Raw genomic sequence first — 21,325 nt, 5'->3', positions numbered from 1 at the left:
ATTGGAAAGTTGAAAGGGAAAGTATTAGGCAAAAGAGATAGCAGCCCGAATGAAGAACGGGCTGCCTTTTAAAATTAGTAGTTGGTAATCGTGTCCACCGTTGAGCGATCCAGCTTTTTGACCAGAGCTTGCAGGAAAGCTTGTGCTTGTAGGAAATCGTCCATGGCATAGAGAGTTTGGTGAGAATGGATGTAGCGGGCGCAGACACCAATGGTAGTAGATGGTACGCCGCCGCTTTGGAGATGGGCAGCACCAGCGTCCGTTCCGCCCTTGCCACAGTAATATTGATACTTGATGCCAGCTTCCTCAGCAGTTGTCAAGAGCAAGTCCTTCATAGCTGGCAGCATGAGATGACCAGGGTCAAAGAAGCGAATCAAGGTTCCGTCGCCGATGGCCCCTTGACCGCCGTAGATGTCACCCGCTGGGGAGCAATCTACAGCCAGGAAGACCTCAGGGGCAAATTTTGTCGTAGAAGCATGGGCACCACGCAGGCCAACTTCTTCTTGAACATTGGCACCGACATAGAGTTGGCTGTCTAGTGGTTGACCAGACAAGGCTTGGGCCAATTCGCTGACCATAAGGACGCCGTAGCGATTATCCCAGGCTTTGGAGATGATATTTTTCCCGTTAGTTGTGAGAATAGCAGAGCTGTCTGGCACAATCGTGTCTCCTGGACGGATGCCGTAGCTTTCAGCTTCCGCCTTATCCGCAAAGCCACCGTCAAAAACAATATCTGCAATCTGTGGCATAACTGGTCCGCCAGATCCGCGTGTCAGATGAGGAGGGACAGAGCCTGAGATAAGAGGGATTTCCCGACCTTCACGGGTAAAGAGTTTGAAGCGTTGGCTGCTAACGACCAGCGGATTCCAGCCGCCGATTTCCACTACGCGGAAGGTTCCGTCAGCTTTGATCTCGCTGACCATAAAGCCAACCTCGTCCATGTGGGCTGCTACCAATACACGGGGAGCATTTTCAGCTTCTGCATGGCGTACCCCAAAGATACCGCCTAGGCCGTCGGTGACAACCTCATCGACATGGGGAGTGAGTTTTTCCCGCAGGTAACTGCGAACAGGTGCCTCGTGACCCGAAATAGCAGAAAGCTCTGTTACTTCCTTGATTTTTGAAAATAATGTTGTCATAAACTTACCTTCTTTCTGTCCCCTATTTTATCACTTTTTGCGGTAAATGAGTAGGGAAATCTTATAGCTTGTATGAATCAAGAGGACTGCCTATTCAAGAATCCAGCTTCTCCCAGGGAAATCTGGAATATTGTTTGTCGCCTCTGCTCTTTTGTGTTAAAATATTCTACATGAAAGCTAAAAAAATCATTTTAACCACAACCGCCCTTTTGGGGGCTGGAGCGCTGGCTTTTGGAGCAGCCAAAGTCGTACAGGAGCAGAAAAGACTGCGTAATCGGGAGGAAATCGTCGAGCTTGTGCGAGATTTCTTTTCCAGTCAGGGAACTATTTCCTGCCTTTATGTTAAGCTCTACGAGTCCACAGATGACCGCTTGGTTGGTGGTCTGGTCTTAGAGGACGACCGCCATTTTGCTTTTGTCTATGAAAATGGTCAGCTAAGCTACGAGGAAGAAGCATGATTTTTCCTGTAAATATAGAGGAATTGGCTTCTTATGTCAATGATGGGGAGAAGACTGTCATCTTTTTCACAGCTGACTGGTGTGGAGATTGCCGATTTATCAAACCTTTTCTGCCAGAGATAGAAGCGGAAAATCCTGACTATCGCTTTATCCAAGTGGATCGTGATGATTATCTGGATCTGGCCAAAGAGTGGGACGTATACGGGATTCCCAGCTTAGTAGTGCTGGAAAAGGGACAGGAGATTGGCCGTCTGGTCAATCGTGACCGCAAGACCAAGGGTCAAATCAATGAATTTTTAGCGAGTATAAGAGAAAAAGGGAGCGTAAAATGATTTTTACCTATAATAAAGAATATGTCGGCGATGTGCTGATGGTTATTGTTGCGGACAATCAAGGAGCTAAACTGGCGGCTGAGCGCAAGGGACGAGTGGCGCGTGTTTACCGTGAAGATAATGGCCAGACAGTAGCTTGGAATATCTTTGAGCAGTCAGACCTTTTTGAAATTGCAGAGCGCGGACAGGTCTTTTTGACAGATGAGCAAGTGGCTATTCTCAATCAGGAGTTGAGCAAGGAAGGCTTCCCAGCGGACTTGGTCAATGACAGCCAGCCGAAGTTTGTGGTTGGAGAAATTGTTGATATGGTAGCTCATCCAGATAGTGACCATCTGAATATCTGCCAAGTGCAGGTAGCTGCTGATAAGACCGTTCAAATCGTGGCCGGTGCTCCTAATGCCAAAGTCGGCCTCAAAACGATTGTGGCTCTGCCAGGTGCTATGATGCCTAAAGGAAATTTGATTTTTCCGGGAGAACTTCGAGGCGAAAAGAGTTTTGGCATGATGTGCAGCCCACGGGAACTTCAGCTGCCGAATGCGCCTCAAAAACGCGGCATCATTGAATTAGCCGATAGCGAACTAGTTGGCACCGCCTTTGACCCAGCCAAACATTGGCAGGGATAAAAATGAAGATTTAAAATCACAAAAAGCTCAGAATTTCTGAGCTTTTTTGTTAGAAACTTATGTCTCGTGCCCACATTGTCTCAAAAGAAGACGCTGTCGCTATTACTTTGTGAGTCGGTTGTTGATTGAGGAGTGGCTGTGGGACTCTGGCTCGGAGTGCTGTATTTGTATTGGTAGATAAGGCTGTTTAGGCCGTGGTCTTCCAATACTTTGAGGCGCTTTCTCTTGAAAACAATGCCGATGAGTTGGCTGTCAGGATAGGCATAAATTTTGTGGCGGGGATGGTTAAAGGCTGCAAAGTCATGGAAGCCGTCCCCCATCCAAAGGCCAATCTCGGATTCTTCACTATCTCGGCTGTAGCGAGCATGACTAATTTGCTGCATAGGAATGCAGTAGGTGGCAGCTGATAAGAGTCCGCTATAATGGTAGGTTACATATTCATGGTCAAAGGAGAGGATAGTCGCATGAATGGTTAGTCTGCGAATAGCAAAGATAAGTAGCAGTAAGAAGAAGGCAGCAACCAGCAGACTAAGGACAAAGAAACTAGTGTCTTTGTAGGGGTTGGAGCTGGTCAGGTAGTCTACGGCGGCCAAGGCGGAAAAACCTCCGAACCACAGAGAAATCAGGATAAAAAGAATATTTTTCACAGGGGAATGTTTAATGGTCATCGGAGCCTCCATTATACAAGTCTAGTAGGAAAGGGGCAGAAACTGCAACTTTCCTTTTTATCTATACTATACCACATTTTTTTCACTTTTTGCCTCCTATTACGAATGATAAGTTAGGAGGATATAAAATGTATAATAAAGTAATTGTAATCGGCCGGCTTACGGCTACGCCTGAACTGCACAAGACTGCGAATGAAAAATCTGTGGCTCGCGCAACGGTCGCGGTTAATCGCCGTTATAAATCTCAGAGCGGTGAGCGTGAGGCGGATTTTGTAAATGTGGTTGTCTGGGGGCGCCTAGCTGAGACTTTAGCCAGCTATGCAAGTAAGGGCAGCTTGATTTCTCTGGATGGTGAGTTGCGGACTCGTCGCTATGAAAAAGAGGGGGCCACTCATTATGTGACAGAGGTGCTCTGTCATAGCTTCCAGCTCCTGGAAAGTCGGGCCCAGCGCGCTCTGCGTGAAAATAACAGCGGAGCTGATTTGGCAGATTTGGTGTTGGAAGAAGAGGAACTTCCCTTTTAAGCAAGAAGCAAAGACTGGGAAATGACCTTGCTCTAACAAATCATCATTCAGTTTTGCAGGATGCAAGCTCTGTTTGACTGAAAGTCTCTTTCTATCAAGCTTTTTGAGATTTAGTTATGATTGCCGAGGTGGGACCAAGAATCAAAAATCGTGGATTTTTTAGATTCTGTCTCGCCTCTTTTATTATAGTCATTTCTGGAAAGATTTTGCTTTTTGGCGGCTTTGTAATATAATAATGCTATATGTTTTATAAAGGCGCTTGCGGCATAGGGGGTGAAAAATGGTATCAGCTAAGGTCAAAAAACGGATACAGCATTATCAGAAGAAGGCTCTCTGGCCGCTTTTCATTCTGCTTATCTTGGGTTTGCTTTTTGTTTATTTCAAGGGCGTTTTGCCAGATGAGAAGCAGGTCAAGATTGGTGTTACCTACATGACCATGAACAATGACTTTTACAAGACCTTAAATGCGGAACTGGAGAAGAAAACCAACCAGCAGGGCAGCAGGCTCTATGTCCGGGATCCTGAGCTGGATGAGGGCAAGCAGAGCCAGCAGATTGACTTTTTTGTCCGAGAAAAGGTTGATGTCATTGTCATCAATCCGGTAAAAAGCAATAGTCCAAGTATTATTTCCTCTCTTCAAAAGGCTAAGAAAGCTGGTATTAAAATCATCGTAGTGGATGCGCCTATCAGTCAGGATGTAAAAGTGGATACGACAATTGTGTCTGATAACTACCAAGCAGGCGTCCTGATTGCCCAGGACATGATGAAGCGTCTGCCTTCTGCCAATATTCTTCTTCTGGAGCACCGCAATGCCGTCTCTGCCATGGACCGGATTCAGGGATTTATTGATACGATTGAAAATCAGCCTAGCTACAAGATTGTTTCCCAGAAAGAAACACTAGGCCAGACTGAGGAAACCATGCCACAGGTCAAAGGGGCTCTAGACGAAGGTTTGGACTTTAATGTAGTTATGGCGCTCAATGATCGGGCAGCCATCGGGGCATTGGCTGCTATTAAAAATCAAGGTCTTGATAAGAGAATTTCAATCTATGGCGTGGATGGTTCACCAGATATCAAAAACTTTCTGGCTACGACTAGCGATATAGAGGGAACCGTGGCCCAATCGCCCATTCAGATGGGACGCAAGGTGGCACAGGTAATTGAGCTGATGCAGGAGGGGAAATCCTATGACAGCCAATACCTGATTCCTGTTCACTTAGTCAACAGAGATAATATCAGTCAATACACAGTTACAGGGTGGCAATAATGAGACCTCAAAAAAGTATATTTTACAGCAAAATAGCCCTGATGGTTATCAATCTGGTTGCCATTGTCTATAATGCGTCCATCTATCTTTTTGCGACCAACTATGTAGCTGCTAAGGGCTTCAGTCACTCGCTTTTGGAGCGTTTGGATGCCATTCCGGGCTCTCCCAGCTTGATTTTCTGGGTATCAATTAGCCTCTATGGTAGTTTGCTTTTGGTCATGTACTATCGCGAGCGCCATCCCAATCAGCTGTCCGTCTATGACAAAGCGACTATTATTGAAATCCTGCTTATGCTGGTCATCTTTTCCGTCTTGCACTCGTCCTACAATGGCTTGATTCTCTTGGTGTTTGCGGATATTTTCTATGGTTCTAAGGAGTTCAATTCTTCCAAGGACAAGAAGTATTGGTTTTCTTTCATTATTTTGAGCTTTGGCATGCTGCTCTTGTCCAACTATGACCTCATGTCGCTCTTTATCAAGCTGCCTTCTCTAGATACCTATATTCGGTTTTACCCAGAGTCCGTCCGGTTGTTGCTGCTTTTTGGCAAGAACTTTCTCTACTCCCTCAATATCGTTGTCTTTATGATTTCCTTGCTCTTCTATATCTTGTCGGCTATTACAGAGCGTCATCGGATTGAGGAAGAGCTGCGCATGGCTTCTCAGGCCAATCGCGAGTTGAACTCTTATCTGGCCTTGTCCGAAAAAATAGCAGAAGACCGAGAGCGGAAGCGGATTGCCAGAGAGATTCACGATACATTGGGCCATGCCCTGACGGGAATTTCAGCGGGTATTGATGCGGTCAAGGTCTTGGTTGATATTGATACCAATCGGGCTAAGGAGCAGCTCAATAATGTCTCTGTCGTTGTTCGAGATGGTATCCGTGATGTCCGAGGATCGCTCAATAAGATGCGACCGGGAGCTCTGGAAAATAATACTTTGAAGGAAGCTCTGATTAAGATTATCCGTGAGTATGAAGCCATCTCCAATTTGGAGATTCATCTCCGCTACGAATGGGATAATATTGACTTGGATATTGCCAAGGAAGACATTGTCTTCCGGGTGATTCAGGAGTCTATTACCAACTCTGTCCGCCACGGCCATGCCAAGACTATCTGGATTGAGCTGCTGGAGGAAGAGTCCTATGTAATGACCATTCAGGATGATGGTGTTGGCTTTGATGAACTCCACTATGGCTATGGCCTCAAGCAGATGCAGGAGCGCCTAATGATTATTGGAGGAAGCGTCCGCTTTGAAAATCGGGACGGTTTCTACACGCATATCGAAATCCCACAAATAGGAGGAAGACATGATTAAGGTTTTAATAGCAGACGATCAGGCCTTGATTCGCGAGTCTCTGCAAATCATCCTGTCAGCACACGCAGATATTGAGGTAGTCGGGACAGTCGGAGACGGTAAGGAAGTGCTGGAAAAGCTTCATCGGGTACGCCCAGATGTGATTTTAATGGATATTCGCATGCCAGTCATGGACGGTGTTCTCTGTACCAAGGCTGTCAAAGAGCAGTATCCGGATGTTAAGATTATCATTCTGACGACCTTTGATGACGATGAATTTATCTTCTCTGCTCTCAAATACGGGGCGTCTGGTTATATTCTCAAAGGGGTTTCGACAGAAGAGCTTCACGAAGCCATTCAGACAGTCTATCGAGGCGGAGCTATGATCAATCCCAATATTGCCACCAAGGTCTTCAAAATCTTTTCACAGATGGCCCAGTCCAACTTTGCTATCACAGTGACGGAGGAAAATATAGAGGACATGAGCCGGACGGAGTGGAAGATTATCCAGCAGATTGGCTTTGGAATTTCTAATAAAGAAATTGCAGCCAAGCTCTTTCTATCAGAAGGGACAGTCCGAAATTACCTGTCAGGTATCCTAGCCAAGCTCAACTTGCGAGACCGAACCCAGCTGGCTATCTGGGCTGTGCAGACCGGAGTCACCCAGAGAGATTTTAGTAAGGAAAGTGACAAATGAAGTGGAGACTAAGACATTTGGCCCTGCTGGTTGTCCTGATCATATCTGTTGCCTTGGCTTTTGTCTTTTGGGCTTCGGCTCAGGAAAAAGTCCTGCGTATCGGGGTCTATGCTGGCTCTAGCTGGGATGTGCCTAACAGCCGCGAAAACAAGGTCTTGGACAGCCTGATTAAACAATTTGAAAAGACGCATCCTCATGTCAAGGTCGTCTACGAAAGCGGGATTCCTAAGGATGATTACGCTGACTGGCTGGCGGAGCAAGTCCTGAAAGGCGAGCAGCCTGATCTCTTTATGGTACCGGAAAACGACTTTAGCATGTTGGCTTCGACTGGCGCGCTTAAATCCTTGGATACCCTCCTAACGGATGATGAACGGACAGCCTTTTATCCGGTGGCATATGAAGCTGGGAAATATCAGGGAGTAAGCTATGCCCTTCCAGTTGAGAGCAATCCCATCATGATGTGTGTCAATAAAGACTTGCTTGAAAAAGAAGGAATCAGCATTCCTGAGTCAGGCTGGACTTTAGAGGATTTCTATGAGATTTGCAAGAAGGTAACCAAGGATACCAATGGCGATGGTGTGGTGGATCAGTACGGTATAACAGATTACACTTGGCAGCAAGCTCTGGTAGCTTACGGCGGCCATCTTACCGATAAATCCGGTATCAATGTAGACAGCTCAGAGATGCACCAAGCCTTGGCCTTTATGAGCAAGCTAGACATGCTCAGCCAGCACTATAAGGTGACTTCTAATGACTTTGATGAGGGACGGGTGGCCTTCTATCCCATGAGTCTGGCCCAGTATCGGACCTACAAGCCTTACCCTTACCATGTTGCCAAGTATTCTAGCTTTTCTTGGACCTGTATCCTCATGCCGACAGCCAATAGCCAGGTGATGGGAACACAGGTTAAGACCTCGCTCTTTGCCATGTCTTCCAATACCAAGCAAGAGAAGCTGGCTTGGGAATTTATGCTCTTGCTGTCACAGGATAAAGAAAGCCAGCAGGCCTTATTTGAAAAATCGCAGGGGACCTCTGTCTTACCATCTGTGGTGAAAAGTCAACAGGCTAGAGAAATCTTACAGGCTGATGATTTTGGCTTGGATTCCTTGACTTCTGAGAGGCTAAACCACATGATGAATCGCTCCATCATTGACATCAGTCTAGAAGTAGACCGTCATACGATGGACCGGATGGACTATCTGATTCAAAATGCTATGCAGAATCAAGAGATTGACAGTGCCTTGCCGAGCATTCAAAGAGAAATAGAAAGCGGAAAATAATCTGCTTTCTTTTTTATTGCCAATTAAGTCAGAAAAAAGTACAGCTGCCTAGACCAATATGACAAATGTCATATTTTTCCTAACAAATGTCATCTGGGCAAAATGACATTTGACAATATGAAATCGGTTTCATATCCTGTACAATAAAATCATCAATAAATCCTTAGGCATCTAAAGCCAGACTGGGCTAAGAAGTCGAAGGATAAAGGAGGCAGGAAAGATGAAATACCTTGTACTGGTCAGCCATGGGGGACTGGCTGCAGGCGTGCAGAGTTCCTTGAAGATGTTTGCCGGAGACAAGACGGATCAGGTGATTGCGGTCGGTCTTCAGGAAGGCAACTCAGTTGATGATTTTGCAGTTGATTTTACTCAGGCTTTGGCTGGCTTAAGCGCTGATGACAGTGTCTTAGTTCTGGCTGATATTGTAGGAGGCAGTCCTCTGACGACAGCAGCTAGCGTCTTAGCTGACATGGGTAAGCTCGACACAGCAGTTATCTTGGGCGGTTTGAACCTAACCATGGGATTGACTGGCTTGGTTATGAAAGACATCTTAGACGGAAAAGAGCTGGCTCAGGCTATCCTTTCCGAGGCCACAGCTGCTTTGCAGGAATTTGAAGTCGTAAGCGATGCAGCTGACGAAGATGAAGACGACATTTAGTGCTTCCGCATACATTATAAAAGATAAAAGGAGATTTTAAAGATGACAGTATCATTTGTACGGATTGACGACCGCATGATCCACGGTCAAACAGTCACTCGCTGGGCTAAGGAATACCCTTGTGATGGCTTGATTGCAGTTAATAATGCTGCAGCAGGAAACAAGGTTTTGATTCAGGCCTACAAGGGAGCTTCTGATAAGAAGACTTTTGTTTGGACCAAGGAAGCCTTCAAGGAAAAATCAGGCAAGGTCACCGAGTCAGACAGTCGCTATTTTCTCATTACAAAAAATCCTGTGGACATGAAGGAAATCCTAGTGGACCAAGGTTTTGTACCTGGGGATGTTAAGGAAATCATCATCGGTCCTGCTAATGACCGTCCGGGAGCTATTAAGCTGGGCAACAACCAGTCCATCACCCAGGAAGAGGCAGAAGCGATTGAAGCGATTGAAAAAGCTGGCTACAAAGTCAAATTCCAGCTCTTGCCAGATGTTTCCATCGGTTACTGGAGCGATTTCAAGTCTAAATTTGGTTTTTAATTACAATAATGAAAAGGAGGGTCAATTATGACAATTTCTTGGCTGCAAGCCGCTTTACTGGGTCTTTTTGCTAGTTTAGCTTCTATGCCTGGTATGGGTGGTTCTAGTATTGGTAACTACACTCTGGGACGTCCACTGGTCGGAGGCTTGATTAGTGGCTTGATTCTTGGAGATTTAAAAACAGGTATTATGGTTGGGGTAGCCCTTCAGGTTCTCTATATCGCTCTGGTAACACCAGGTGGGACAGTTTCCGCTGACGTTCGGGCGATTTCTTACATTGGGATTCCTCTCGCAATCTTGTTTGTTCACTCTAAAGGAATCACGTCTGAATCTGCTATCGCTGCAGCAGCTGCACCAATCGGAGCAGCAGTTGGTACTATCGGTACAGTTCTCTTCTATGGAACAGCCACTACAAACTTGCTTTGGCAGCACATTGGCTGGAAAGCTGTTGAAAAAGGCGAATTCAAAAAGCTTTACGCTGTTGACTGGGTCTATCCTTGGATTTCCCACTTTGTCTTCTCTTTCCTTCCAACTATGATTATCACGAAGTTTGGTCCGAATATGGTTGAACTGATGAAGACCCACCTGCCAATGGATGGCTTCATCATGAAATCCCTCTTTACAGTCGGAGCTCTTCTCCCATGTGTCGGTATTGCCATTCTTTTGAAACAAATCGTTACCAAGGCTGCTGACTTTATCCCATTCTTTGTGGGCTTCACCTTGGCTAAGTCACTCGGTCTTAATTTGGTTGCCAGTGCAGTTGTTTCATTGATTTTTGCAGTAATTTACTATGAATTGGAAGTAATCAAATCAGCTCGTGTAACCGCGCCGGCTGGTGGGGCTGACTTTGATGACGATGAGGAGGATATCTAAGATGGCTGAAAGAAAGAAAATAACTAAAAAGACTTTAGCGAAATCATTCCACCATTGGTACTATGGTCATTTGACTTGCTTCTCTCAAGAGCACATGCAGACTTTCGGCTACTTGACCTCTATGCTGCCAATCGTGGAAGAACTCTACAAAGACAAGGCAGAGCAGAAAGAAGCTATGCAGACTTATACAGCTTTCTTCAACACTGAACCTCAGCTCGGAGCTTTGGTAGTGGGGATTACAGCTGGTTTGGAAGAAGCGCGTGCCAATGGTGACGCTGTTGACGGCGAAACTATCAATGGTATGCGTGCCGGTCTCATGGGACCTATTGCGGGTATCGGTGACTCTTTGGTTGTCGGAACTTTGATTCCAGTTCTGCTGGGGATTGCCCTTGGCCTCTCTAAAGGTGGAAATCCTATCGGGGCTCTCTTCTACATCCTTGTCTGGAATGTTCTCATCTATGGCGGTATGCGCTTTGCCTACTTCAAAGGCTATGAATTAGGGGACAAGGCGGTAGAATTCCTTGTAGGACCTAAAGGACAGGCGCTTCGTAAGGCAATCAGTGTTATTGGTGGTATGGTTATCGGGGCAGTCGCTGCAACTTGGGTATCTGTAACGACTTCATTAGAGCTGAAAAATGCTGATGGCGAAGCCTTCCTGAAGCTGCAAGAAAAAATTGACGGTGTTTATCCAGGTCTCTTAACAGCTGGCTTTATCACCCTTTGCTGGTGGCTGATGGCCAAGAAAAAAGTATCACCAAACCTCGTTATGCTCCTCTTGGTTGTCATTGCTTTGATTGGTGTAGCGCTTGGCATCTTTGACCCTCAACTGAAATACTAATCCTCGCTCAATTTCAGGCTGGCAGTAAGTCCGATTTGCTGCTAGTCTAATACAAATTTTTTTGAGCAGAGTAAAAGAAAGAACGGAGAAAATCATGACAGAACAAGAATTGATTGAAGGCTATGAAACAGAAATTCACTACCAGAAGCACATGATTGAAAATCTAGGACGCTGGTTCAGTCTCTTCTTTGCCATTGCCAGCATGGGTCTTGTTCTGATTTATCTCTTTCATGAGACCAATCTCCTAGCACTGATTGCAGGAATCGTTCTAGCTCTACTTGGTATCTTAGCCATGCTTTTGTTTGGCTATGGGATCTATAGAGGGCGCCTAAATCTGCAAAAAGTGATTGATGATTTTGAAGCAAAACTAAAACTTGCAAGATAGACATTTCTCCCCCTAAAGACAAGTCTGAGAGGATTTTAGCTCGGACTTGTTTTTTATTTTTTTGACTTTAGGAGCAAGTAAAGCAAAAAAATAAAATTTTTCTTTCATCTAGCCGCTTTTTTTCTTGACTATTTTTGACCAAGTGATAAAATAATAACTATAGATTAGCACTCGATAGTTTAGAGTGCTAAAAAATCAATCTTTGGAGGAAAACCATGTTAAAACCATTAGGAGACCGTGTGGTCTTGAAAGTAGAAGAAAAAGAGCAGAAAGTTGGCGGATTTGTCATTGCAGGCAACGGCCAAGCAGCGACTAAGACAGCAGAAGTTGTCGCAGTCGGTCAAGGTATTCGTACTTTGAACGGTGAGCTGGTAGCCTTGAGTGTCAAGGAAGGGGACAAGGTTCTCGTAGAAAGCCATGCAGGCGTGGAAGTCAAGGACGGAGATGAAGCTTATCTCTTAGTCAGTGAAGCCAATATTCTAGCAGTTGTCGAGTAAGATTAGAAGAGAGGAATAATAAAATGGCAAAAGATATTAAATTTTCAGCAGATGCAAGAAGCAGTATGGTTCGTGGTGTTGACATCTTGGCGAATACTGTCAAGGTAACTTTGGGCCCTAAAGGCCGCAATGTCGTTTTGGAAAAATCCTTTGGTTCACCTCTTATCACCAATGACGGTGTGACCATTGCCAAGGAAATCGAACTAGAAGACCATTTTGAAAACATGGGCGCTAAGCTGGTGTCAGAAGTTGCTTCAAAGACCAATGATATCGCTGGTGACGGAACAACAACAGCAACTGTTTTGACACAGGCTATCGTCCGTGAAGGGATTAAAAATGTTACAGCTGGTGCTAATCCAATTGGTATCCGACGCGGTATTGAAGCAGCCGTTGCAACAGCTGTTGAAGCTCTGAAGTCTAACTCAGTGCCAGTTTCTAACAAGGAAGCTATTGCTCAGGTTGCTGCCGTATCTTCTCGCAGCGAGAAAGTCGGTGAATATATCTCTGAAGCTATGGAAAAAGTTGGAAATGACGGTGTCATTACCATCGAAGAGTCCAAAGGGATGGAAACTGAGCTGGATGTAGTTGAAGGTATGCAGTTTGACCGCGGCTACTTGTCTCAGTACATGGTAACTGACAATGAAAAAATGGTAGCCGAACTGGACAATCCTTACATCTTGATTACTGACAAGAAAATTTCTAACATTCAAGAGATTCTGCCATTATTGGAAAACATTTTGAAAACCAATCGTCCGCTCTTGATTGTCGCAGATGATGTAGATGGTGAAGCTCTGCCAACATTGGTTCTTAACAAGATTCGAGGAACCTTTAATGTCGTAGCTGTCAAGGCACCAGGCTTTGGCGATCGTCGTAAGGCTATGTTGGAAGACATCGCTATCTTGACGGGCGGTACAGTGATTACAGATGACCTTGGTTTAGAGCTCAAGGACGCTACGATTGAAGCGCTTGGACAAGCTTCTAAAGTCACTGTTGATAAGGACAGCACTGTGATTGTGGAAGGTTCTGGCAATCCAGAAGCTATTTCTAACCGTGTGGCAGTCATTAAGTCACAGATTGAAAGCAGCACTTCTGAGTTTGACCGTGAAAAACTGCAAGAACGTCTGGCTAAATTGTCCGGTGGTGTAGCTGTGATTAAGGTTGGAGCTGCCACAGAAACAGAACTCAAAGAAATGAAACTCCGCATCGAAGATGCCCTTAACGCAACCCGTGCAGCGGTAGAAGAAGGAATCGTCTCAGGTGGTGGTACGGCCTATATCAACGTACTGGACGCTGTCGCAGGTCTTGAGTTGGCAGGGGATGAAGCGACTGGTCGTAACATTGTTCTTCGCGCCTTGGAAGAGCCTGTCCGTCAAATCGCTCTGAATGCAGGCTTTGAAGGTTCAATCGTCATTGACCGTCTGAAAAACTCTGAAGTTGGTACAGGCTTTAATGCTGCGACTGGCGAATGGGTTAACATGATTGAGGCTGGAATCATTGACCCAGTTAAGGTGACTCGTTCAGCCTTGCAAAATGCCGCTTCTGTTGCCAGTCTTATCTTGACAACCGAAGCAGTAGTAGCTAATCAACCAGAACCAGCTAGCCCAGCTCCAGCTATGGATCCAGGAATGATGGGCGGTATGATGTAGAAAATAATGGATTATATATTCGTATAAATTAGGTATAATCTTTGTCTTATATTTATCAATTAGAAAACTGAGCAGATTTGTTCAGTTTTTTTGATTATATTACTATATATGGAAGTGCTTGAAAATTTTGTTTTAAGCAAGTATATATTTATATATATGTTCATATCCTTGAGAAGTGTTTAGATTGGTTCATTTGTTTGGTTGTCAAATATTACGTTTTTGTTTCAAAAAATACAAAGAAATAACAGCTGCAAGTGTTTCCAAGTCTTAAATGACAAGGTTTTTGGGAAAAATCTAGGTTTACAGATTGTAGCTTGTTTATCAACTAGTAAAGTATAATAGTTGACTTATAGTCAATCGTATGATAGTCTAATATATGTAGTATAGTGGAAATGTAAATAAATTTTAATATTTTTTACATAATCTATAAAAAGTGACTATGGAGTGACAAAAATGAAAAAATTGACGCAGATATTTGCAAGTTTATTATCACTCGTTTTCTTGTGTACAGGTTCCATTTTTACAGGTGCTAAAGAAGCGAAAGCAGCAACAGTAGATGACGTCTTTACGTCAGTTAATGTTTATAATGAAAAAGGAGAAGCACTTACTGAAGGATTGGCTCTTTGGGAGAGATTCCAAATAGATGCGAACTTTGCTTTTAATTATGGGAAAGTTCAGCCAGGAGATACAACGAGTATTTCTCTTCCCGCGCAATTCATTTTAGAAGATGTTGATTTTGAAGTGAAGGATAAAGATGGCAATTTGGTTGCAACTGCAGCGGTTAATAGCAATTCCAAGGAACTAACTTTGACCTATACAGATTATGTGTTAACAAAGTCCAGGATTGAAGGGAAAGTTCATCTTATTGCTCGTGTAGATCATACTGTTGCCAAAGATAAGAACTCTATACCTTTTTACCTTACTATTGGAAAAAATGTAATTATTGAGTTCGGAAAGATTGATTTCAAAGGTGTTCCTGGCCAGCCAGAAAAGCCTCATACCTTTATAAAATCTGGCTGGGATAATGCGGATGATATCAAGTCTATCACCTATTGCTTGAACATCAACCAAGATGGTCAGGAATTACAGAATGTACAAATTGCTGACACTCTTGGATTTGAAGGTGGAGAAATTGATATGAATCGCTTTGAAATCATAAAGAGTCGTTGGATTGTAGACCCATCTGATAATTCTTTTCATCTCGCTAAAGAACGTGAAGATGTGACTGCTCAATATAAAGTAGAACTATCTGAAGATAAACGTTCATTCAAGCTAAACTTGGGTAATATCTCAGCAGATGAAGGTTTTTCTATCCGCTATCGAGTGAAATTTCCTGCTGCCCCGCTAAATGGAACACAATTTCCTAATGATGCTGTTTTAAAGGCGGATAATATAGAGGATCAAAAATCTTCTGCAGTCGTTCGTTATCAACATGCAAATGGATTGGCGAATGGAGATGTATATGGGGTTCAAGTAACTAAGAAGGATGAAAATGGAAAACCTTTAGAAGGTGCTGAGTTTACGCTCTATGATGCAGACGGTGTGACAGTTGTTCAGACAGCTACGAGTGATTCTAATGGCGTGGCTTCTTTCAGTAATCTGATTAAAGAACATTATGTCATTAAAGAGACTAAAGCTCCAGCAGGTTATCAACTATCTGATGAAGCTATTCAAGTCAATGCTGCTCAGCTTGACACTTATGGATCTGGTGTCATTTACAAAGACTTCACTAACCGTCAAGCTTTGATTACTGCTTCAGGTACCAAAACTTGGGTTGATGATAACAATAAAGCTGGTAAGCGTCCTGATAAGATTACTGTTCACCTCTTTGCCAATGGTACTGAAGTTGCTTCTAAAGAAGTTCGTCCAAATGAAAAGGGTGAATGGAAATATGAATTTACTGATTTACCTGCTAGTAGTGCGGATGGAACCGATATCGTATATTCTGTAACTGAAGATAGTGTTTATGATTATACAACTACTGTAGATGGCATGAATATTATTAATACAATCATTCCAAGCAAACCTCAAGCACCAGGTTCAAGTAGTAGTTCTAGTAGTACTGTAGTCAAGAAGGCTCTTCCTAAAACAGGTGAGAATGCTAGCTGGATCATGATTGCTGCTGGAGTAGCTCTAGTAGGCTTGGTAGGCTTTGTTGTCTTCCGTGCGAAGAAGAAATAAATTTCATCTCTGTTCCCTTAAGGGACAGAGATTTTTTACTCCAACTCCGAAGTAGCAGTGGTCGCTTTTTAGAAAGCAGAATTAAGAATGTTTTTTACAATCAGTCACTATCTTGTATCCTTTTGTTAATCGAGACTGTGATGTTCCGTAATATAGTTGTTTTAAAATAAAAAGCAACTAAGATGTTTCCTAGAACAAATTAGTTGCTCAGAACTACGGGGAAAGCCGCTTGGATATGCAAGCGTGAGGCATATCAAAACTTGATATATATAATCTTTCTTAATTCCTAAACCAAAAAAATTATAAGACATCCTTAGGAATATGCTCAGTGTGTGATCATCTTTATCAGGTTTTCGTCAAACTTATTTTACTTCAGTCTTCTCTTGTAGTTTTTGTTATGCAATACCCCCTCCTTTTTGTGCCTAAAGGAAGGGGATTTTTTTGTTGAAAATCTACTTTGAATTTAAGGAGATGATTGAGCAGAAAAAAGATAAAACAAACAAAAAAGCCCTGAAACCAAGGCTTTTTCTTATCTATTTCTATGCCCCCTGCATGAATTTGTAAGAACTTTTCATATTGAAAATAAACAAAAATGTTGAAATATAGCTGATTTTAGGGAAATACTTTTAGGTATTTTCAATGTCAGGATTTAAAAATGGGGCAAAAGTGGGGCAAAAACAAATTAACGAAAAAAATATCGAGTTCGTGCATCAAGTAAATGATAAATTGCAAGAATAAGTGCAACATTTACTCGAACTCATCCTCTAGAGCTTCACTAGCAGTTCTGTAAGCTAAACATTTTCGTGGTCGGTGATTGATATCATATAAAGCCTTGGTTCCCAAAGCTTTTTTATGTTATAAACTCATTAAAAGAACCCCCAGTTAGATTTGGAATATTTTTTATTCTGTGTCATATAAAAATAAATAAAATGAATGGCTATAGCTAGAGCTAAAATGGTTGTAATACTCACTACTATTATAGGATTAGAAGCAAAGATTAAAGAGAGAATCAAGGCAGCCAGATAGAGTGTCGCTTGGACACAGTAGTAACTTTTCGAATAGCGAAGATAGTGTTTGTTACAGGGCCCATTTACTAGGACAGCAACTTGGAAGAGGCCAAATCCGATATAAGAGAAGATGGTTGCAAAGAGACGATTAGCTTCAGGATTCTGAAGAAAACTCATCGATACAGTCATCATAATAAGTCCAATGAAAATAGGATAGTGACTGTAAATTAGAAATAGTCCCTTTTGATTAGATTTTTCATCAATAGCATGGTCGAATTGACCAAAATAAAACAAGAACAGAGAAATCATAATAATGAAATAAAGAACCGAATAAATCGAGAAATTCTCGATTGTAAAGAAGTTAGCTAGCTCCGTAATCATCTCTCCAAACATAATAATGACAAGAAGGGAGATACGCTCGATTAAATGGGGGAGATTTACCTGGTAATGCTTATCTTTATTAAGCAAGATACTTGGCATAATAAATGTTAGCAGAATACTAGCAAATAAGATATAGACTCTAAGGTAAATAGGAAGAAGAGCTGCTAGATAGAATCCTAAACTTCCTAGACCTGTTATCCATAGAAAACCTTTGATACTTTCCCGATTAGCATCATCGGTTGATTTTCTAAAAAATTCAACCAAATATTGAAAAAATAAGGTAAGGGTTAATGTACCAATAGCCCAACAGAGATAATGAAAATATTGTTGCCAATCAGGTCCAATCATATTGGCTATAAAGAGTAAAATTCCCATTTTGATAAACATGATTACTATGTTAAATAAAGAGTTCTTTCCATAGCGATTGGTATAATCGGTTTGAATCATCCAGGAATCGATGAGAAACAAAGTAGCAATGAAAAAATCAAGGAAAGAATTCCAAGTCAAAATACCGTTATGAAGATGGTCAATTAAAGTAGTTACTTTTGAAATTGCAAAAACAAAAACTAGGTCATAAAAAAGTTCTGAAAATTCTACACGTTTATGTTTAATAAGAGTTGTCATCTTAAGACCTTTCTATTTTAGAAGTACAATTTATTATAACAGAAAATGGTAATAAAAAAAAGGGAGATGCTTAAATAACTTCATGTGACGCGAATGAACTGCGCCACAAAAGTTAGGTTTTTTCTGTCTAACTTTTGGGGTGCAGTTCAGAAGGGGTGTTTTTTCTATCGTTTTTTAGTGCTAAGACTACACAAAAAAGCCTTGATTCCAAGGCTTTTCCTGTTGTATGTAGATGCCCCCATGGATTTGGGAGACTATATCATCTTGAAAGTAATTAAAAAGTTGAAATTTAAGTGATTTTCGGAAGGTACTTTTAGGTATTTTCAATGTCATGATTTAAAAATGGGGCAAAAGTGGGGCAAAAACCATACAGATTCTAAACTGTATGGTTCTTTTTTTATCTAACCAAGAAAGGTTAAAACTTATTAAAACAAATGCAATCAACTGTTGAAAACTTTTTAGTCCGTGTAATATAAAAACAAGTAAAAAGTTGAACTATAGGGAATATTGTGTCATAATAGGTAATATATGAATAATTAATAGATTGGAAATAATGCTTTCTTACCTTAACAAGTTGAATTGGTTATACATTTTTTCGTCGCAATTGTGTCTATCTCTCGAGTTTAGCTAGTTTTTATAAGCTCTGGTTTCTAATCAATATAACAAATTTTAGAAGTGCATAAGACAAGATGGTGACATTACTACAGTCATTTCTAGTCACCATATGTTGCTGGCACAGGCTGTTTGTAGTGTTGGCTATTTACTAGTCAGTTTAATCGGAGTGTTTAATTTTTATTGTTGAAAGGTTTTTATATGGCGAAAATTCTATCTTTAGGTCTGACAGGTAAGAAATTACTTGCTCAGGGGTTCTTGTTTGTTCTGCTAGGTCTCATCTTGATGGTCACGGGGACTTGGTTGCCAGTAACAGTTATTCGCCTGGTTCTGTTTTTAGCTTGGATAGCAACGGTCGTAGATTTGCTATTAAGAGTTTTCAAAAAAAGCCAGTCAACGGATACCTTGGGAGTTGCACTGGTTAAATTGTTAGTGCTGGGATATTTGCTAGGTTCTAATCTTGCGACTGATATACCGATTTATGTTCTGGCTCTTGTGATTGGAGTTTATCAGATTTTTAGGGCCACGATTAATCTTGTCACCTATGTTCTCTACCGTAAAAATAATATTCGACCTCGTTTTCGTCTCTTACTAGATGGTATTCTACTAGTTTTTCTTGGTGGAGCTAGTCTTTTGTCCTCTACGGGAAATTCTGTCTTTCAACTCTTTGTTTTAGGGGCTTATTTTTTCCTTTATGGTCTGTCCAATATCCGTGACGGTTTCTTATTTGAAGGGGAAATTGGGAAAAACCATCTCAAACGTCGCATTAGAATTAGCTTACCTATTGTCCTAGCCGCTCTCATCCCTGCAAGAACTTTAGCAAAAATTAACAAATTTATGCTGGAAAATGCTGATGAGAGAGAGGATATCCATCTTGGAATGGTGAAGTCTGGTAAGACAGCGGAGCTTGAAATTTTTGTTCATACAGCTGAGACCTCTCTGTTTTCGGCAATTGGTCATGTGGATATCTGCTATCAAGGCCGTGTTATTTCTTATGGCAACTATGATCCGTCTTCTGAGACCTTATTTGGCATGGTAGGAGATGGTGTCTTATATTTCTGTGATCGTGACAAGTACATTGACCTATGTAAACGTGAGAGTCAAAAAACGCTTTTTGGTTATGGGATAGATTTGACGCCTGAAATGGAAAAAGCAGTTCAGAAAAAGTTGGCTGAATTGAAACAACTGACGATTCCATGGGAGCCAAGTGCAGATAAAATCATGACAGGTGATGGTAAGGAAGACTACACCTACGCTTATAAAATCAGACATGAGACAGATGGGGAACTTTATAAATTTATCAAATCTAAGTTTAAATCCTACTTTGTCTTATCTACAAACTGTGTGCTCTTGGCTGATACCATAGTCGGTCAGGCTGGCACCGATATCCTCTCACCCAAAGGATTTATCGCTCCAGGAACTTACCAAGCCTACCTTAATCGAGAGTTTGAAAAACCAAATAGTATAGTCGTATCTAAACATGTTTATTAAGGAGAATTTATGAACTTAGTAAAAAAATACACCCCGTTAATACTTTTTATAGGGCTGGTTGCTCTTGTAATTCTGAATGCATCGAGCTTTATATCAGGAGCAATCTCTCTCTTTGATGTAATATCAACCTTGATTTATGGTGCTGTTATTGCTTTTGTGCTTAATGTTCCTATGAAAAAAATTGAACAGTACTTAGTTAAATTGAAGGTAAAGGCAGAGTTGCGTCGTCCGATTGCCATGGTACTTGTTTTCCTAGCTCTTATCTTAATCGTGATTGCTCTTTTGGTTTTGGTGCTGCCAACCCTAGCCCAGACTATTAGTCAGCTGGGAACAGTCCTTTCAACAGTCCTTACTCAACTTGGGAAATTGCTAGGCAGCTCGGAATTTGTAACCAAAGACATGTTGTCAACTATCGTATCAGGCATACAGGGACAATCTAGTTCTATTAGCCAAGCTTTGATAGGTTTTTTATCAGGTCTGACTAGTAATATCGGCAATATTTTTTCAAGTTTGATGAATGCCTTTTTGATTATAGTCTTCACCTTTTTATTTTTATCCAGTAAGGAACATTTGGCAGCGATGACGAGTCGACTTCTAAAAGTTTTTCTTCCAGAGAAGGTGGTGATAAAGTTGACTTACATTGGACAAGTAGCACTAGAGACTTATGACCAATTTTTGATGAGTCAGCTGATTGAAGCAGTTATCATAGGAGTTATGATAGCGGTTGGTTACAGCGTGTTTGGGATACCCTATGGAGTAATGACAGGTATCTTTGCAGGAGTGCTATCGTTCATTCCTTATGTAGGGCCTATGATTGCTTGTGTTGTGGGAGCGATTTTTATCTTCACAGTGAGTCCTACTCAAGCCTTACTTTCTCTTCTTCTATATCAAGTTATACAGCTGATTGAAGGAAACCTTATTTATCCTAGAGTTGTAGGTCAGTCTATTGGTTTGCCAGCTATTTTCACGCTTGCGGCTGCTAGTATTGGAGGGAATCTTTTCGGACTACTTGGAATGATATTCTTTACCCCCGTATTTGCTGTTATCTATCGACTGGTTAAAGAATTTGTCGTTGCAAAGGAAAATCAGGTAGATTAAGAAAAACTAAATTTAATAAGATATACTGAGAAGAGAGTGAGAGATTCTCTTCTCTTTTATTTTTAAATACTTTTCTACAAAAAGCTATTAGACGTTAAAAAAAGCCTTGGTTTCAAGGCTTATTTCTGTTGATTTAGATGTGCCCCCTGCAGGGATCGAACCTGCGACCCACGGATTAAGAGTCCGCTGCTCTGCCAGCTGAGCTAAGGAGGCAATA

At 42.0% G+C, this 21,325-nt stretch carries 21 protein-coding genes and 1 tRNA gene; 18 read left to right on the top strand and 4 right to left on the bottom strand.

Annotated elements, in window-relative coordinates; all coding sequences use genetic code 11:
- Nucleotides 1–74: 74 nt before the first annotated feature.
- Nucleotides 75–1,139: a glutamyl aminopeptidase gene (gene pepA, locus HMPREF9380_RS00810; protein WP_004193705.1), complete on the bottom strand. Its 1,065-nt coding sequence runs from the start codon at nucleotides 1,137–1,139 to the stop codon at nucleotides 75–77.
- Between the two features lie 170 nt (nucleotides 1,140–1,309).
- Here pepA and HMPREF9380_RS00815 point away from each other — a divergent pair, with 170 nt between their 5' ends.
- The 3 genes from HMPREF9380_RS00815 to ytpR are packed head-to-tail and all read left to right on the top strand — an operon-like array spanning nucleotide 1,310 to nucleotide 2,552.
- Nucleotides 1,310–1,597, top strand: coding sequence for a DUF4651 domain-containing protein (locus HMPREF9380_RS00815; protein WP_002903480.1), 288 nt, complete (start codon nucleotides 1,310–1,312; stop codon nucleotides 1,595–1,597).
- Entirely contained in the window at nucleotides 1,594–1,929 is a 336-nt protein-coding gene (locus tag HMPREF9380_RS00820; RefSeq protein ID WP_002898599.1) for a thioredoxin family protein, read from the top strand. Before HMPREF9380_RS00815 ends, HMPREF9380_RS00820 begins: the two co-directional genes overlap by 4 nt.
- The gene (gene ytpR / locus HMPREF9380_RS00825; protein ID WP_004193702.1) at nucleotides 1,926–2,552 is read left to right on the top strand and encodes a YtpR family tRNA-binding protein; all 627 of its coding nucleotides are present in this window, start codon (nucleotides 1,926–1,928) and stop codon (nucleotides 2,550–2,552) included. Before HMPREF9380_RS00820 ends, ytpR begins: the two co-directional genes overlap by 4 nt.
- Nucleotides 2,553–2,632: 80 nt before the next feature.
- Here ytpR and HMPREF9380_RS00830 read toward each other — a convergent pair whose 3' ends face one another.
- Nucleotides 2,633–3,220: a hypothetical protein gene (locus HMPREF9380_RS00830; RefSeq protein WP_032907775.1), complete on the bottom strand. Its 588-nt coding sequence runs from the start codon at nucleotides 3,218–3,220 to the stop codon at nucleotides 2,633–2,635.
- 128 nt (nucleotides 3,221–3,348) lie between these two features.
- Between HMPREF9380_RS00830 and HMPREF9380_RS00835 the strand changes: the two genes are divergently transcribed.
- The 13 genes from HMPREF9380_RS00835 to HMPREF9380_RS00895 all read left to right on the top strand — a co-directional run bounded on the left by HMPREF9380_RS00835 (nucleotide 3,349) and on the right by HMPREF9380_RS00895 (nucleotide 15,895).
- A complete protein-coding gene (locus tag HMPREF9380_RS00835) occupies nucleotides 3,349–3,744 on the top strand; it encodes a single-stranded DNA-binding protein (RefSeq protein ID WP_002896737.1) in 396 nt (131 codons plus the stop codon).
- Between the two features lie 280 nt (nucleotides 3,745–4,024).
- Nucleotides 4,025–5,011: a substrate-binding domain-containing protein gene (locus tag HMPREF9380_RS00840; protein WP_004193699.1), complete on the top strand. Its 987-nt coding sequence runs from the start codon at nucleotides 4,025–4,027 to the stop codon at nucleotides 5,009–5,011.
- Nucleotides 5,011–6,324, top strand: coding sequence for a sensor histidine kinase (locus HMPREF9380_RS00845; RefSeq protein ID WP_004193695.1), 1,314 nt, complete (start codon nucleotides 5,011–5,013; stop codon nucleotides 6,322–6,324). Before HMPREF9380_RS00840 ends, HMPREF9380_RS00845 begins: the two co-directional genes overlap by 1 nt.
- Nucleotides 6,317–7,000 (top strand): response regulator transcription factor, encoded by a 684-nt coding sequence (locus tag HMPREF9380_RS00850; RefSeq protein ID WP_002896732.1) that lies wholly within the window; start codon nucleotides 6,317–6,319, stop codon nucleotides 6,998–7,000. Before HMPREF9380_RS00845 ends, HMPREF9380_RS00850 begins: the two co-directional genes overlap by 8 nt.
- The gene (locus tag HMPREF9380_RS00855) at nucleotides 6,997–8,280 is read left to right on the top strand and encodes an ABC transporter substrate-binding protein (protein WP_004193693.1); all 1,284 of its coding nucleotides are present in this window, start codon (nucleotides 6,997–6,999) and stop codon (nucleotides 8,278–8,280) included. The genes HMPREF9380_RS00850 and HMPREF9380_RS00855 overlap by 4 nt, the downstream gene beginning before the upstream one ends.
- 220 nt (nucleotides 8,281–8,500) lie before the next feature.
- On the top strand, nucleotides 8,501–8,938 hold the full coding sequence (locus tag HMPREF9380_RS00860; RefSeq protein WP_004193692.1) for a PTS sugar transporter subunit IIA: 438 nt from the start codon (nucleotides 8,501–8,503) through the stop codon (nucleotides 8,936–8,938).
- 42 nt (nucleotides 8,939–8,980) lie between these two features.
- Nucleotides 8,981–9,475 carry a PTS system mannose/fructose/N-acetylgalactosamine-transporter subunit IIB gene (locus HMPREF9380_RS00865; RefSeq protein WP_004193690.1) on the top strand — a complete coding sequence of 165 codons (495 nt, stop codon included), beginning with the start codon at nucleotides 8,981–8,983 and terminating at the stop codon, nucleotides 9,473–9,475.
- A 27-nt stretch (nucleotides 9,476–9,502) separates the two neighbouring features.
- A complete protein-coding gene (locus tag HMPREF9380_RS00870) occupies nucleotides 9,503–10,348 on the top strand; it encodes a PTS mannose/fructose/sorbose/N-acetylgalactosamine transporter subunit IIC (RefSeq protein WP_002896728.1) in 846 nt (281 codons plus the stop codon).
- Nucleotides 10,332–11,186, top strand: coding sequence for a PTS system mannose/fructose/sorbose family transporter subunit IID (locus HMPREF9380_RS00875; protein WP_002896727.1), 855 nt, complete (start codon nucleotides 10,332–10,334; stop codon nucleotides 11,184–11,186). Before HMPREF9380_RS00870 ends, HMPREF9380_RS00875 begins: the two co-directional genes overlap by 17 nt.
- A 94-nt stretch (nucleotides 11,187–11,280) precedes the next feature.
- A complete protein-coding gene (locus HMPREF9380_RS00880; RefSeq protein WP_004193688.1) occupies nucleotides 11,281–11,571 on the top strand; it encodes a hypothetical protein in 291 nt (96 codons plus the stop codon).
- A 215-nt stretch (nucleotides 11,572–11,786) separates the two neighbouring features.
- A complete protein-coding gene (gene groES, locus HMPREF9380_RS00885; RefSeq protein WP_002919847.1) occupies nucleotides 11,787–12,068 on the top strand; it encodes a co-chaperone GroES in 282 nt (93 codons plus the stop codon).
- Nucleotides 12,069–12,091: 23 nt separating this feature from the next.
- Nucleotides 12,092–13,714 carry a chaperonin GroEL gene (gene groL, locus HMPREF9380_RS00890; RefSeq protein WP_004189007.1) on the top strand — a complete coding sequence of 541 codons (1,623 nt, stop codon included), beginning with the start codon at nucleotides 12,092–12,094 and terminating at the stop codon, nucleotides 13,712–13,714.
- Between the two features lie 453 nt (nucleotides 13,715–14,167).
- Nucleotides 14,168–15,895 (top strand): Cna B-type domain-containing protein, encoded by a 1,728-nt coding sequence (locus tag HMPREF9380_RS00895; RefSeq protein WP_004193686.1) that lies wholly within the window; start codon nucleotides 14,168–14,170, stop codon nucleotides 15,893–15,895.
- 866 nt (nucleotides 15,896–16,761) lie between these two features.
- Here the strand turns inward: HMPREF9380_RS00895 and HMPREF9380_RS00900 are convergent.
- Complete coding sequence (locus HMPREF9380_RS00900) at nucleotides 16,762–17,907, bottom strand: low temperature requirement protein A (RefSeq protein WP_004193681.1); 1,146 nt, start codon at nucleotides 17,905–17,907, stop codon at nucleotides 16,762–16,764.
- 813 nt (nucleotides 17,908–18,720) lie between these two features.
- Between HMPREF9380_RS00900 and HMPREF9380_RS00910 the strand changes: the two genes are divergently transcribed.
- On the top strand, nucleotides 18,721–20,010 hold the full coding sequence (locus HMPREF9380_RS00910; protein WP_032907771.1) for a membrane protein: 1,290 nt from the start codon (nucleotides 18,721–18,723) through the stop codon (nucleotides 20,008–20,010).
- A 9-nt stretch (nucleotides 20,011–20,019) separates the two neighbouring features.
- Nucleotides 20,020–21,108 carry an AI-2E family transporter gene (locus HMPREF9380_RS00915; RefSeq protein WP_004193676.1) on the top strand — a complete coding sequence of 363 codons (1,089 nt, stop codon included), beginning with the start codon at nucleotides 20,020–20,022 and terminating at the stop codon, nucleotides 21,106–21,108.
- A 140-nt stretch (nucleotides 21,109–21,248) separates the two neighbouring features.
- On the opposite strand, the gene HMPREF9380_RS00920 is transcribed toward HMPREF9380_RS00915, so the two are convergent.
- Nucleotides 21,249–21,321, bottom strand: a tRNA-Lys gene (locus HMPREF9380_RS00920).
- Nucleotides 21,322–21,325: the final 4 nt, after the last annotated feature.

It is taken from the genome of Streptococcus sanguinis SK49 (genome assembly GCF_000212815.1).
GTDB classification, from domain to species: Bacteria; Bacillota; Bacilli; order Lactobacillales; family Streptococcaceae; genus Streptococcus; species Streptococcus sanguinis_C.
This window is presented reverse-complemented; position numbering and strand designations above follow the sequence as displayed.

Coding starts and splice junctions, on each gene's coding strand:
- HMPREF9380_RS00900 (WP_004193681.1), bottom strand. CDS start 17,907: ATGACAACTCTTATTAAACATAAACGTGTAGAATTTTCAGAACTTTTT.
- HMPREF9380_RS00915 (WP_004193676.1), top strand. CDS start 20,020: ATGAACTTAGTAAAAAAATACACCCCGTTAATACTTTTTATAGGGCTG.
- HMPREF9380_RS00820 (WP_002898599.1), top strand. CDS start 1,594: ATGATTTTTCCTGTAAATATAGAGGAATTGGCTTCTTATGTCAATGAT.
- HMPREF9380_RS00845 (WP_004193695.1), top strand. CDS start 5,011: ATGAGACCTCAAAAAAGTATATTTTACAGCAAAATAGCCCTGATGGTT.
- HMPREF9380_RS00865 (WP_004193690.1), top strand. CDS start 8,981: ATGACAGTATCATTTGTACGGATTGACGACCGCATGATCCACGGTCAA.
- pepA (WP_004193705.1), bottom strand. CDS start 1,139: ATGACAACATTATTTTCAAAAATCAAGGAAGTAACAGAGCTTTCTGCT.
- HMPREF9380_RS00875 (WP_002896727.1), top strand. CDS start 10,332: ATGAGGAGGATATCTAAGATGGCTGAAAGAAAGAAAATAACTAAAAAG.
- HMPREF9380_RS00840 (WP_004193699.1), top strand. CDS start 4,025: ATGGTATCAGCTAAGGTCAAAAAACGGATACAGCATTATCAGAAGAAG.
- groL (WP_004189007.1), top strand. CDS start 12,092: ATGGCAAAAGATATTAAATTTTCAGCAGATGCAAGAAGCAGTATGGTT.
- HMPREF9380_RS00870 (WP_002896728.1), top strand. CDS start 9,503: ATGACAATTTCTTGGCTGCAAGCCGCTTTACTGGGTCTTTTTGCTAGT.
- HMPREF9380_RS00835 (WP_002896737.1), top strand. CDS start 3,349: ATGTATAATAAAGTAATTGTAATCGGCCGGCTTACGGCTACGCCTGAA.
- HMPREF9380_RS00815 (WP_002903480.1), top strand. CDS start 1,310: ATGAAAGCTAAAAAAATCATTTTAACCACAACCGCCCTTTTGGGGGCT.
- HMPREF9380_RS00830 (WP_032907775.1), bottom strand. CDS start 3,220: ATGACCATTAAACATTCCCCTGTGAAAAATATTCTTTTTATCCTGATT.
- HMPREF9380_RS00855 (WP_004193693.1), top strand. CDS start 6,997: ATGAAGTGGAGACTAAGACATTTGGCCCTGCTGGTTGTCCTGATCATA.
- HMPREF9380_RS00860 (WP_004193692.1), top strand. CDS start 8,501: ATGAAATACCTTGTACTGGTCAGCCATGGGGGACTGGCTGCAGGCGTG.
- HMPREF9380_RS00910 (WP_032907771.1), top strand. CDS start 18,721: ATGGCGAAAATTCTATCTTTAGGTCTGACAGGTAAGAAATTACTTGCT.
- HMPREF9380_RS00895 (WP_004193686.1), top strand. CDS start 14,168: ATGAAAAAATTGACGCAGATATTTGCAAGTTTATTATCACTCGTTTTC.
- ytpR (WP_004193702.1), top strand. CDS start 1,926: ATGATTTTTACCTATAATAAAGAATATGTCGGCGATGTGCTGATGGTT.
- HMPREF9380_RS00880 (WP_004193688.1), top strand. CDS start 11,281: ATGACAGAACAAGAATTGATTGAAGGCTATGAAACAGAAATTCACTAC.
- HMPREF9380_RS00850 (WP_002896732.1), top strand. CDS start 6,317: ATGATTAAGGTTTTAATAGCAGACGATCAGGCCTTGATTCGCGAGTCT.
- groES (WP_002919847.1), top strand. CDS start 11,787: ATGTTAAAACCATTAGGAGACCGTGTGGTCTTGAAAGTAGAAGAAAAA.